The sequence below is a fragment of the Clostridium aromativorans genome, from assembly GCF_020908015.1.
Classification (GTDB): Bacteria; Bacillota; Clostridia; order Clostridiales; family Clostridiaceae; genus Clostridium_B; species Clostridium_B aromativorans.
Genome location: NZ_JAJJPB010000050.1, coordinates 1 through 11131, shown reverse-complemented (window position 1 = coordinate 11131; position 11131 = coordinate 1). Strand labels below are relative to the sequence as shown.

General features: G+C 33.1%; 16 protein-coding genes and 1 pseudogene. 3 read left to right on the top strand and 14 right to left on the bottom strand.

Annotation, left to right across the window (positions count from 1 at the left end):
• The first annotated feature begins 310 nt into the window (after positions 1–310).
• Positions 311–559 carry a helix-turn-helix domain-containing protein gene (locus LN736_RS18330; RefSeq protein ID WP_150358524.1) on the top strand — a complete coding sequence of 83 codons (249 nt, stop codon included), beginning with the start codon at positions 311–313 and terminating at the stop codon, positions 557–559.
• 71 nt (positions 560–630) lie between these two features.
• Here the strand turns inward: LN736_RS18330 and LN736_RS18325 are convergent, their stop codons facing one another.
• The 11 genes from LN736_RS18325 to LN736_RS18275 form a co-directional block, all read right to left on the bottom strand.
• The gene (locus tag LN736_RS18325) at positions 631–1710 is read right to left on the bottom strand and encodes a hypothetical protein (protein ID WP_179977696.1); all 1080 of its coding nucleotides are present in this window, start codon (positions 1708–1710) and stop codon (positions 631–633) included.
• A 12-nt stretch (positions 1711–1722) separates the two neighbouring features.
• Positions 1723–2472 carry a hypothetical protein gene (locus LN736_RS18320; protein WP_229982172.1) on the bottom strand — a complete coding sequence of 250 codons (750 nt, stop codon included), beginning with the start codon at positions 2470–2472 and terminating at the stop codon, positions 1723–1725.
• On the bottom strand, positions 2469–3899 hold the full coding sequence (locus tag LN736_RS18315; protein WP_179977698.1) for an ATPase, T2SS/T4P/T4SS family: 1431 nt from the start codon (positions 3897–3899) through the stop codon (positions 2469–2471). Before LN736_RS18315 ends, LN736_RS18320 begins: the two co-directional genes overlap by 4 nt.
• Positions 3900–3938: 39 nt before the next feature.
• The gene (locus LN736_RS18310; protein ID WP_179977699.1) at positions 3939–4370 is read right to left on the bottom strand and encodes a hypothetical protein; all 432 of its coding nucleotides are present in this window, start codon (positions 4368–4370) and stop codon (positions 3939–3941) included.
• A gap of 26 nt (positions 4371–4396) precedes the next feature.
• The gene (locus tag LN736_RS18305) at positions 4397–5131 is read right to left on the bottom strand and encodes a CpaB family protein (RefSeq protein ID WP_179977700.1); all 735 of its coding nucleotides are present in this window, start codon (positions 5129–5131) and stop codon (positions 4397–4399) included.
• A 26-nt stretch (positions 5132–5157) separates the two neighbouring features.
• Positions 5158–5664, bottom strand: a complete 507-nt coding sequence (gene lepB, locus LN736_RS18300) for a signal peptidase I (RefSeq protein ID WP_179977701.1) — start codon at positions 5662–5664, stop codon at positions 5158–5160.
• A gap of 18 nt (positions 5665–5682) precedes the next feature.
• On the bottom strand, positions 5683–6501 hold the full coding sequence (locus LN736_RS18295; RefSeq protein ID WP_179977702.1) for a prepilin peptidase: 819 nt from the start codon (positions 6499–6501) through the stop codon (positions 5683–5685).
• 46 nt (positions 6502–6547) lie between these two features.
• The gene (locus LN736_RS18290; RefSeq protein WP_179977703.1) at positions 6548–7048 is read right to left on the bottom strand and encodes a hypothetical protein; all 501 of its coding nucleotides are present in this window, start codon (positions 7046–7048) and stop codon (positions 6548–6550) included.
• Positions 7045–7503, bottom strand: coding sequence for a hypothetical protein (locus tag LN736_RS18285; protein WP_179977704.1), 459 nt, complete (start codon positions 7501–7503; stop codon positions 7045–7047). The genes LN736_RS18290 and LN736_RS18285 overlap by 4 nt, the downstream gene beginning before the upstream one ends.
• A gap of 81 nt (positions 7504–7584) precedes the next feature.
• Positions 7585–7824, bottom strand: coding sequence for a hypothetical protein (locus LN736_RS18280; protein WP_179977705.1), 240 nt, complete (start codon positions 7822–7824; stop codon positions 7585–7587).
• Between the two features lie 69 nt (positions 7825–7893).
• Positions 7894–8064, bottom strand: a complete 171-nt coding sequence (locus LN736_RS18275) for a hypothetical protein (RefSeq protein ID WP_179977706.1) — start codon at positions 8062–8064, stop codon at positions 7894–7896.
• Positions 8065–8344: 280 nt separating this feature from the next.
• Here LN736_RS18275 and LN736_RS18270 point away from each other — a divergent pair, with 280 nt between their 5' ends.
• Together LN736_RS18270 and lexA are read left to right on the top strand one after the other, a co-directional pair.
• On the top strand, positions 8345–8800 hold the full coding sequence (locus LN736_RS18270) for a hypothetical protein (protein ID WP_150358535.1): 456 nt from the start codon (positions 8345–8347) through the stop codon (positions 8798–8800).
• Between the two features lie 34 nt (positions 8801–8834).
• The gene (lexA, locus tag LN736_RS18265) at positions 8835–9446 is read left to right on the top strand and encodes a transcriptional repressor LexA (protein WP_150358536.1); all 612 of its coding nucleotides are present in this window, start codon (positions 8835–8837) and stop codon (positions 9444–9446) included.
• A gap of 144 nt (positions 9447–9590) precedes the next feature.
• Here lexA and LN736_RS18260 read toward each other — a convergent pair whose 3' ends face one another.
• The 3 genes and pseudogenes from LN736_RS18260 to LN736_RS18250 form a co-directional block, all read right to left on the bottom strand.
• Positions 9591–10190: a Fic/DOC family protein gene (locus LN736_RS18260; RefSeq protein WP_150358537.1), complete on the bottom strand. Its 600-nt coding sequence runs from the start codon at positions 10188–10190 to the stop codon at positions 9591–9593.
• Positions 10191–10202: 12 nt separating this feature from the next.
• Positions 10203–10367, bottom strand: coding sequence for a hypothetical protein (locus tag LN736_RS18255; protein ID WP_179977707.1), 165 nt, complete (start codon positions 10365–10367; stop codon positions 10203–10205).
• 307 nt (positions 10368–10674) lie between these two features.
• Positions 10675–11131, bottom strand: a pseudogene (locus LN736_RS18250) (IS200/IS605 family accessory protein TnpB-related protein); the annotation flags it as partial.

The window sequence follows — 11131 nt, the reverse complement described above, 5'->3', positions numbered from 1 at the left end:
ATAATTTACATTGTATACACAGGTTCTTGCATGTATTATATTATTTTTACTCATACATATAGTATATTATATATTAGTCTATAATTCAAAAGAATAAAGGCTTTCAACATATACATATAGTAACTTTGATAGCAGCCTTTCATCTCCCCTTTGAAAATGGGAGGATTCTCGGCTATTTTCCTAAATAAGGTACTACTAAATTTATTGCTAACCTTTTTATTTAATGTTCATCTTTAGCAACATTGTATCAATATAAAAATGTAAAATCAATTTAAAAGTTAATCTTTAGCACATTAGGCGGTGAACTACTTTGAAAATATACTGGTATAAGGGAAGCAAAAATGTAATAGGTACTAGAGTTAAAAAAGCCCGTAACATGTTTAATCCTCCCCTGACTCAAGGAGACTTAGCTGCAAAATTAGAATTAATGAATATAAAGCTTGATAGAATATCCATTTCAAGAATTGAATCCGGTGACAGATTTGTAGCTGATTATGAAGTAATTGGAATCGCCAAAGCACTTAATGTATCTCTTAATTGGCTTTTACTTGGTGAATAATTTTTATAAAAGAATAAATAAAAAGGCCTATATAATACAATAACTTTATAAGCCTTTTCATATCTTAATGTTCATACTTTCATATTACCCATATTGGAAATCCCAGCTATGGATATGTCAAAAATAATCTTTATCAAAATACATACACCTACAACAAATATGGCAAATGCAATGCCTTCCTTTTTTTCTATCTTATTCTCAAAGTTTAATTTCCTTGATTTTTCAATGCTTTCATTTCCGCTCTTTAAATTATGGACTGCGGAGGTTTTATCACTTTCCTCTACCTGCCTCAGTGCCGATATTATCTTTGATATGCACTTGTATCTTTCATCATTTAAAAACTTCTCATAAGCGGCATCCCTGCCTACAAGATAATTTGTTTCAAATTCAACAAGGTACGGTTTCAAATAGTGAGAATTGTCTATCAGAGCCTTGAGCATGTTCCTTGAAGTCACATTGGGATTGCTGCCCACCATTACCAGGAGATTGACAAGGTTGTATACCTCTTCTTCTTTTCTCCTCACTATCACAATGGAGTACAGTTTTAAAAGTAAATCAGGCACAAAGAAGAACACTACCGCCCACAGACCATATCTTATTTTTCTTGAAACAGAATACAAAGGCTTTAGAGATACTGCATCTTTTAGGGCAACTGATGAACTGTCATTGATCCTGTCCGAATCTACATCTCCATATTTTGATAATACACTTTTCACTGCTTCAAAACCTGCATCATTATTGTTTATTCCAGTGATATCAACATGGACTTTCATTAGATTGAAATTCTTGAGTCTTGTAGAAGGATTGTTGTGAAAATCATTTTGGGAATAAGTCGAATATACTGGTGTTTCAAATACCTGCCTCTGCTTTACCTGAGTGTTTGTTATAAATACCATGAACAAAAGAAGAGAGGCTGCCATAAATGCAATTGTTTTTATGACATATAGATCCAGTACAGCCATGTCAAGGGAAGACTTAGCCAGCAGATTGTCTAGAATCTTGTATTCCTTATCCTTGTGTTTTGGAAGTACCTTCCTTACAATTTTTTTCAAAAGTTTGTTTTTGAATAAATTCTTCGCATCAAGTAAATAGCTGGCATAACATGCTATTATAATTGCCAGAATAAATAAATTTCCTATACTGTTTGACATATTGACTCCCTCCTATAGCTTTCTTAAAAAGTCCATTGAGAAAAAATATATTATGTAAAATATGACTACAAATACATATTTCATGGAATCAAGCGGATTTTGTGATTGACCTATTTCAGGTACAATTACATTCATATATTTCTGCATTAGCAGAGTTATCACCACCATGAATAGAGCTCCCAGCTTGTACTTCAAAAATTTTTCCCTGGCTTTTTCTGCAAACATGTTTTCTTCCCTCATTTTCACAATGAGATTGCTTATCTGGTTGTTCAGTTCCTTGAGGTCACCTCCATAGACAACATAAGCCTTTAGAAGTTCGGAAAAGGCATTTATATTTTTATCATTGAATGTTTTTTTGAAATCATCGAAAGCAGTATTTGAATTTCTGGAGAGGTTGTAATATAGGATCTGAAAAGGTCTTTTTATATGTCCTTTCAAATTTTCAGATGTGGCCTTTATTGCAGTATCAATTTTAAATGATTTGTTTAAGTTGTACTGGAATTCCTCCAGGCTGTTCGGTATCTTTTTTATTACCCTGTATGTCATGAAATTTATAATATAATCACCGACAAGAACAGGCAGTACAAATGCAAATACAATGTAGACAAGTTTAAGGTACCATATGATGTCGAGTAGCATGATAAGCGTAAAAGCAATCAAAACTGCAATACAATATATCCCGACAAGCACCGATGAAAGCCTTGACGCATCTTTCCTGAAAAGGTTCAACTTCAAAGTAAGTGTCTTTTTATTCAATATCATTTTAAGCACCCCATATCTATTCCACATTCACCATACAATGCCTTTAATTCTTCCATATACTTTTCCGTAAAGCCAAAACTGAAAGCTTCATTTAAGTAATCCTGGGATATTGGATTGATCAGGGCAAGATTTCCTTCTCTACGTTCAAACATTGGATTCAATTCATATGGCATATGGTAATTTTCAGGTCTGAAGATTACTTCAGTAACCTCCTGTATATATCTTTTTCCTGTGGCCAGGTTCAGCGCTATGAATATAACTATATCAACCGCCCTTGCTATATCGTAAAGTGCAGATTCTTCGCTCTTGTATGAATTGTTTTGCATGAGCATATTTTTGTAGTCCGGTATGAAATTTTTTATAGATGATGTATGAAAGCTTCCTAGGCTGCCCCTATTTTGTCTTGTCATTGCCTGGAGTGTTATATAAGCCTCCTCAGGTGTCCTCACTTCTCCATCTATCATAATGTCACGGCCAAGCCTAAGCCCGGTTTTAAAGCAGTCCATCGGTGATTTTATGTTCAGGAATTTTAAATTTTTGACGTCTTTATCCGGAAAATATTTTCTTATGGCAAGTTCAAAAGATGATTCCATAGTAAGAAGTGTCAAATTGTCCGGTATGGAAGATATAAGTCTTAGAAGGTAAGTTGTCTTTCCTGCACTCTGGGGACCAACTACAAGTATGTTGGGTCTGCTTTTCATAATTATATCCATAAATCTTTCCAGCTGCTTTGTTGAGGTACCTTCCACGATTAAATTCTCGCTTGATATATATTTATAATCTTCATACCTTAAATTTAAGGAAGGTTCCCTGCTGTATGGAGGTATGAGTGCCGTTACTCTTGCACCGCTCAAGTTGTCACATATTATTTCTGGATTGTTCGGCCTTAAGTCGTCATCACTGGAGTTTGATATGCTCTTTTTTATGATCTCAAAACATGTCCTATTATCTTTAAAATATAGATTTTTTACCCTCTCCCTCTTTCCATTTACCTGAAAACTTATAAAATCCGCACTGTTTACATTTATCTCATTGAGTCCCTCCATATCTCCATAACTGTATGGATCTATTACTGAAAGGCCATATAGTTCCTGGTATATTATCTGTATGAGCAAATCAATTTTTTTATCTCTATCTGAATTACCGGAAATACAGATAGAATTTATTACCCTGCCATAATCCCTATCATCACCTTTATATACGGGTTCAAAATAATTTATGTGATACTGCTTTATATAACCATCTACAGTAGAATGTTCCTTATCCAAAATATCAGCAAGGTATTTTTTTATATAAACTTTAAGCATATTCTTGCTTTTTAAATCTCCTGCAGATGCCAGCTTGATGAGTTCATTGAGATTTTCAATATCCGAATTATCCGACAGCATAATGTCCTTTATTGAATTTAGAAGTTTATCCAACGACATATGATTTCATCTCCTCTTCTAAAATTAATACATTTTACACTATGATTTTCTCTCACTTTCATTTATCTCTCCTTTGAAATTCACATGACTTTTCAGCCAAATTAATGCGTTTATGAAAATAGGAATACAAAGAATAACTAATGTTATGAAAAATAGTTTCATCATTCCATTAAAAGAAAAATCATTACCGCAAAGAAATATTATATATCCCAATCCAAAATAAGGCATTATTAAAGAGTTAATTAATTTCTTCATGGAGTCTCTAAAGCTTATATGTACTTTTAATATAAGTTTCACAGAGAACCAAAAAATCATCATCCAACCACTTAATACAAGTGAAATTTCCGCTATAGACAAAAAGCTTTCGAAAGTTGGAAATATACATTTTATTTTAAAAAGCCCCAGCAAACCTATGATGTAAATTATTAGAGTTGAAACCCACATGTTTTTCCATAGCTTTAATTTTTTCATTATATTCTCACTCCTAATTAAAAATCTTATTTTTGTGCTGCACTATCTGAACTTTGTTGGGCAGGTGACGGTACCGGCTTATCCCATGATGGAATATACATAACCTTGGATGCAGCTGTATTTTGAGATGGATATTTGTAGAAACTAAAGGAAGCTATCTTTTTTGCATCTTCAATAGATAAAATGTCGGAATTATTTACGAGAACAGTAAGATGGGCTGGTATCTGTTTTTGATCTGATGTTTTCTGATCTGACATTGGCTCTCCCGTGGAATCAACAACTTTTGAAACCAACGCCTTAGACACTATGATATCCGGTTTTCTGCCTTTTTCCTTATAGTTCACTATGACATCCACATAATCACCCGATGTTATGGAATTATCGCTTAAAGTATCCAACGATACAGAAAGAGTACATGGCCTTAAACCGTTTGTGGGCTCGGATATATCATCCTTTTTAATGTTTTCATTCTTGTATATGTTCCTGTCTGTTATTTTCCCGACTATGGATTTTGTCTCATTATAGCCATATGAAGTAGGTACCTTGTTGTAAATGGAGTCTTTAACAATTTTAAGATCCGATTGTTTTACAATACTGCCTGCCGTTATATTTTTTGCGGCTTTGACACTGTACACATATTTACCTTTTAGTGAAGGTACGGAACCTGTAATATAGAAAGTGGCACCTATAATTCCAATCCATACGGCAGATGTTGCAAGCACTATTCCAATTTCCTTTTTCCTGCTTTTTAAATTTATCACAACACTATGTCCTCCTTTCTGTTACTTTACTTTTCAATTTTGCCAATTATGGATTTCATGGGTACAACCCCGAAATTTCTGCTGTCGTTGCTGTTGTTCCTGTTGTCCCCCATGACGTAATATACTTCAATTGGAATTAACATATCTACAGGTAAATATTTGTCCATAGCTGAGTTCATTTTTTCTTTAAGGTAAGGTTCTGCGAGTTCCTTGTTATTTATAAAAATCTTTTCATTCTGGATTCTTATTTTTTCTCCCGGAAGTCCCACAACTCTTTTTATAAGGACCTTATTATCATCAACTGATTTGAATATTATGATGTCTCCCCTATTTATCTGAGTAATGTTCTTATCTGCAGTGAGTTTTTCTCCAGAGTATAGTGTCGGCTGCATTGAATCGCCTACCACTTCCACATTGACTTTGCCTGAAACATTTCGGGATAGTACCGATGAGACAGCAACAACTAAAAGAAGTACTACGATGGATGATATTACAAGTTTGATTTTCTCTTTGACTCTTTCTGAAATATTCATATTCTATAAGCCACCTCTTTATAAATTAATAAAAAATGCTATTACACAGCCTATGGCCATATATGTTACAAGTGGTATGCTGTCATCGTCCTGTTTTATAAATCTCTGGCTCAGCAGTGAGAGAATTAATACCAAAAGCATTATAAAAGCACCGTGGCTGCCGTAAAAAAGCGTTACTGCCGGAGATATTTTTATATCCCCCCATCCTATCCCATAACATTTTTCATCAACTATTTTGTCTGGAAGTTCTTTTATTTTCCTATAAAGCCCAAGTTTCTTTATTCTCCTATAAAAATTTCTTCTGAACTTCTTTGGAATACTCTTGGTACTGCATGAAAGAAATGCACCTGCCGTATATAAATCAGCTCCAGTATTGCTTATCTCGGCAAGTGCTACCTTTTCAGAGCATCTATTGACAAGCTCAATTTGAGATATGAATTTGTTTAATTCCTGCTGCAGTTTGTCCAACCTAGAACTTAGGATTTTTTCGTTTCCGGAATCAAACACAAATCCTCTGGCCATATCTATATTTTCCTGCGTCGGATTGTCTTCGGCCTTCTCAACTGCCTCCACTGCATTTAAATTTCTATTTACAAGAAATGGCCTGTCCTTAATTTTGTATATTATCGTGCATACTATATCCATGATAATCAAAAATAAACAGAACCATAGGGAATAGGCAAGCATCTTATGTATGCTGTATCCTTTGAGTAAAGCTATGGACAATGAAATAATTGAAGCTGCAATCCATGTTTTTGTATATACAATTCTGTCCTTCCAGTCACAAACTGCGGCATAAGTCATGGCAAGCAAAAATAAAATCTCTAAAAGAATCATTTTTACACTTCCTTATTTATACATTTTGATATATGTTGAATTTAGGTTATTTATGGATATTGAAAGATTTTTTAATATTAACTGAACTGTTTTTGAATTTGTAAAAGACTAGAACATTTTCAGGATTTGAATTCAAATAATTTTTGATTTTCTCCATCTGGACGTCATCTTCAATTTTTCCCTGGAGTATGGCAATTATACTTTTAGCATCCATTGGGCTGCTGTTTAGAGGTGTTTTTGACGAACCTGCAATATAATCAACATTAAAAGCTGAACCTGCAGGTGATATGATATACACTTCCGATGGCCCATAGCTTGAATTTATAAAATCTCTCGTTGCACAGAACTGCTCAAAATCATTTTGATATGTATTCACAGGCTGCTTATATGAACTTTCTATCCTGCTGCTTATTATATATTTTTCATTTCTTATGTGTGCATAATGACTCATTACGAGGTAGCAGTCAATAAAAAATATAATAAAAAACATACCCATCAATATGAAACCGGGAGCGCTTCCTTTGCTTCTTTTTTTATTGATTTTCAATTTACCACCCTCTTTCCTGATACAATTATTCTGCCCTGTAAATCTTCACCGGTAAACAAGTTGTTCATTTTCTGAAGGGTGGATACATTATCCTGCCTGATGGTTATCTTAAGGATTTGACCTGTTTTCAGTTCCATATTGAAACTGCCACTTCCATATGTCTTGCCAACTTCCGTAATAGAACCATCTTTGTATTCATACACAGTGTAAATAGTAGTGTACTCTTTTAAAACTGGAAGATATCCCTTAACATCCCTGTCAAAAAACTGATATATTGCTCCATCAACCTTTTTGCTATTGGCTGCAGTATCAGCTTCCGTCTGTATAATACCGTGCAAATTCCCTACTGTATTTATCTCAGACAACCCTATAAATATATTTAAAACTATGTTTGAAAGTACAAATAAAACTACTATGGATGCCAGTATAACTGAAAGCCCTCCTCTTTTATTCAAAAGATCACCACCTTATCTGTCGTATAAATATCATTACTATTTTTACTAAAAAAGACCTGGTTAGAGGTCTTTTTTAATTATTTACTCTCCAGCATTTGTTGGATCTACGAATGTAGTAGGAAGAAAATCAGCTATAATGTTGGCTTTCTCTTCAACTATGGCTTGTCCTGCATCCTGCCCCTGATCTTTTATTGCAACTGCTGTTGGGTGAATGGCTGAAGTGAACACATATATAGTCAAAAGAACCATAAACACAGAAGCTATTATGGTTGAAAGTCCGCCTTTCTTGGATTTTCTCTTTTTCATAGCAGATATACTCATCTATATATCCTCCTTATATTTATTTACACCAAGGTGAGCCCCTCGTGTATATTCTCATATGACCACCCCTTACTCGTTATTTTCATCTATGTATATTACCTGAGTATTGGTATCTACTAAAAGCTCCTTGAATTCATATGCTACGTATTCAAAACTTGAAATGAGCTTAACTGTTATATACAGCATCAGGACAACAGCCAGAATATATGAAAGGCCTCCTTTTTTTCTCCTTACCACCATTTTTATTACCTCCAACCTTAACCTGAGTCCAGTATAGTATAAATCTGCATGTTAATTTATTTTTTAAAAATGACCTGTTTTTATGCTTAAAATTTATTTAAAATTGGAATATAATTTACCTTATTTTTTACTTTTTGATATAAATATTAAAACCACAGCATTTTCTAGAATACACTGGATATTGTCTTTTAGTTCGAAAATAAAAGCTCATATTGACTCTTGACATAGGAACATGTGTTCGATAATATGGTATTAAACAACATAAAAAGGTGGTAATAGTATGGAATACAGAGAAGATTATTATAAGTTCTCCCATGTGATTTTTCCGATTTCATTATTCAAGTATAGGAAACAATTTATTCAAAAAATAAAAAAAGAAGGAGACTCTTTCAGTACTATCCTGAAGAAAGGCTGGAATAGTATAGTCATTGAAAAAGGAATTAGAAATGCTCCTCCCAGTTTTAAAATCAATCTATTAAATAACATCAAAAACTCATATTCTCTTATAGTTATAGAAATTCCTGAAGCTAGAGAAAGTACGGAGACCCCTTATATAGGCATCGTTTTTGATAAAGACTATAACATACGATACTTTACATATGAAATAGAAAAAGAATTTGGTAAGAAATGTTATTTCCTTTGTGAATGGTCTCAAGATCGAACACATATAAATTATGGAGAACATATGGATAAAAATCTCAATACTTTTACTCAGAGCATTACTGATTTAATCTAAGGTTTATATCTACATTTTTTCGAGAGGTGTTTTTATGTCAGATACTAAAAAAATCAATCAATTAAAAATATACGAATTTATAAAATCATATATCGAAGAAAGAGACTATTCTCCTTCTGTTAGAGAAATATGCAAAGCTGTGGGGGTGAATTCTACATCTACGGTACATAATTATTTAAATGCTTTAGAGAAAGATAGCCTTATAAAAAGAGATCCTTTTAAACCCAGGACTATAAGAATCCCCAAAAATAGTTCCAATAAAAAGAAAATGGTAAATATTCCTATCATAGATAGCATAATTATAGGTGATTCTATTTTTTCACCAGAAAATATAAAGGGATCACTTCCAATTCCAGTAGATTACACGGAAAACATGAACAACCTCTTTATCATTAAAGCTTATGATGAAAGCATGGCTAAAATAAAAATTCTCATTGGAGATATGGTTATATTTGAGAAGACAGATCATGTTGAAAATGGAGAAATAGCATCTGTTTTACTTGATAATAAAATTGTCATGGGGAGATTTTTTAAAAAAGAAAATTATATAAAACTTCAACCTGAAAGCACATCAATGAAACCAATAATCATAGTTAATTATATTATTATAGGAAAGTTAGTGGGAACTGGTAGATTTTTTACATAAAATACAACTGATAAGTCTCCTACCTGTAAAGAATAAAAATTTCCACATATTAAGCAAAATATATTTAATCATAGCCTATTTTAAATAAAAAAATGACCCCTATTCAATGTAGGGATCATTTTTTTATCTCCAAACACAATTAAATTATTTTAATAATCTAAAAATAATCTTTGATAGATGTTCATATTTATATTTTCTAGTTGCTTCAATTGTAGCTTCTAAAAGTTCTTCAGGCTCAGCACCATCCCATTCTAGAATATATCCATTAGAAAAAGCTAAATTTCTAACAAATTCTCTTTGGGTTCTACCGTTGCCTTCTCTGAATGGATGTGCAAAATTTAGCTGAGACATGTAAAAAGCAATCTTATCAGAGGTATTTCTCCTGCTCATATTTTTTAGATAATCATCTTTTTTTAAAGGTTTAAAAATCTCATTTTCCAATGCATCTCTTAATAAATAAGATGGTGCAAATTCACCACCTTTAAAAATATCTTCATTTCTCAACTGCCCTGCCCATTCATATATGTCTTGAAATATATACTTGTGGATTTCACACAGATGCTCAATATCAAAGTTACCCTTTATTGGATTTATTGCTAATTCAGAAAGTCTTTGCGATGACAGGATTCGTTCCATCTTTTCCAGTTTATCTGCATCTTTTATATTGAATTTATTCTTTAAAACATCTACATCTTTATAATAATACAACGAACGATATTCATTATTTCCTGAAATATCATACATATTTAATCTCCGTTATTTAACAGCAACCTGATAAGCACGTCTTAAAAATTCGTCATGAGAAAGTTCTTTTTTTAAAGACTTTTTTATCAGATTTTTTTCATATTCTGTAAGATACATACCTTCATGCTTTATGTTTCCTTCAGCGGTTTTTATAGCTTTATCATATTTATCAAGCATTATAATTCTCCTTTCAAGACAACACTCTACAAATATATTATATCATATTGTTCGGCTTTTTCACCATTAAAGAGTAAATTCATTAGCTATATATCATCTGTTTTAATTTTTATGAAGTATTTATTTAAAATATTACATGTTCGTCCTATAAATATAATATGCCCATTATTTTATAATAGTGTGAACCCTCCCCTCCTAACTAAACAGGTTAGTATAGAAGAGGCTTCTACCTTTTGACAGGCAGACTTCTTTTCCACAAATACAGTTTAGCTGAGTATTTCTTCTGTTGCCGGAAGAATTAAGCAGTTTATTTTTCTATCTGCACTACTCCTGCCAAACTAATCAATGTGGCCAGAGTGCTCTGAGTTCTTCGCAGAAGCCCCAGTTCTTTTGCCACAGCTTCCGACCATTCCTTTGCAGGTATGGATTTTTGGTACTCCCTTATAAAATATCTAGCACCTATATTGTAACTTGCAGACAAGTCACAATTATACTGCTTTCCCGTGCTGAAAGTACACAGGCTAAAGTTGTCCTTATTCCTTTTAACACTGCCACTCCCGTCATAGGCCAACAAGGATGTATTTTTAGGCGTTACCCTGCTGAACCTCATGCCGGCACTGTGGGCTTTATGCTTTACTTTGTTCTGTATTGCAATTTTTGTCCACATCTGCAGTTTCATTCTTATTCTCTTGTTTCTGCTGCCCTTGATTTTAGGAAACCGGTCCAGGTACTCGAATACTACGGTATCCGCATTTACTTTCTCC

Coding starts and splice junctions, on each gene's coding strand:
- LN736_RS18325 (WP_179977696.1), bottom strand. CDS start 1,710: ATGTCAAACAGTATAGGAAATTTATTTATTCTGGCAATTATAATAGCA.
- LN736_RS18320 (WP_229982172.1), bottom strand. CDS start 2,472: ATGATATTGAATAAAAAGACACTTACTTTGAAGTTGAACCTTTTCAGG.
- LN736_RS18315 (WP_179977698.1), bottom strand. CDS start 3,899: ATGTCGTTGGATAAACTTCTAAATTCAATAAAGGACATTATGCTGTCG.
- LN736_RS18310 (WP_179977699.1), bottom strand. CDS start 4,370: ATGAAAAAATTAAAGCTATGGAAAAACATGTGGGTTTCAACTCTAATA.
- lepB (WP_179977701.1), bottom strand. CDS start 5,664: ATGAATATTTCAGAAAGAGTCAAAGAGAAAATCAAACTTGTAATATCA.
- LN736_RS18295 (WP_179977702.1), bottom strand. CDS start 6,501: ATGATTCTTTTAGAGATTTTATTTTTGCTTGCCATGACTTATGCCGCA.
- LN736_RS18280 (WP_179977705.1), bottom strand. CDS start 7,824: ATGAGTATATCTGCTATGAAAAAGAGAAAATCCAAGAAAGGCGGACTT.
- LN736_RS18275 (WP_179977706.1), bottom strand. CDS start 8,064: ATGGTGGTAAGGAGAAAAAAAGGAGGCCTTTCATATATTCTGGCTGTT.
- LN736_RS18270 (WP_150358535.1), top strand. CDS start 8,345: ATGGAATACAGAGAAGATTATTATAAGTTCTCCCATGTGATTTTTCCG.
- lexA (WP_150358536.1), top strand. CDS start 8,835: ATGTCAGATACTAAAAAAATCAATCAATTAAAAATATACGAATTTATA.
- LN736_RS18260 (WP_150358537.1), bottom strand. CDS start 10,190: ATGTATGATATTTCAGGAAATAATGAATATCGTTCGTTGTATTATTAT.
- LN736_RS18255 (WP_179977707.1), bottom strand. CDS start 10,367: ATGCTTGATAAATATGATAAAGCTATAAAAACCGCTGAAGGAAACATA.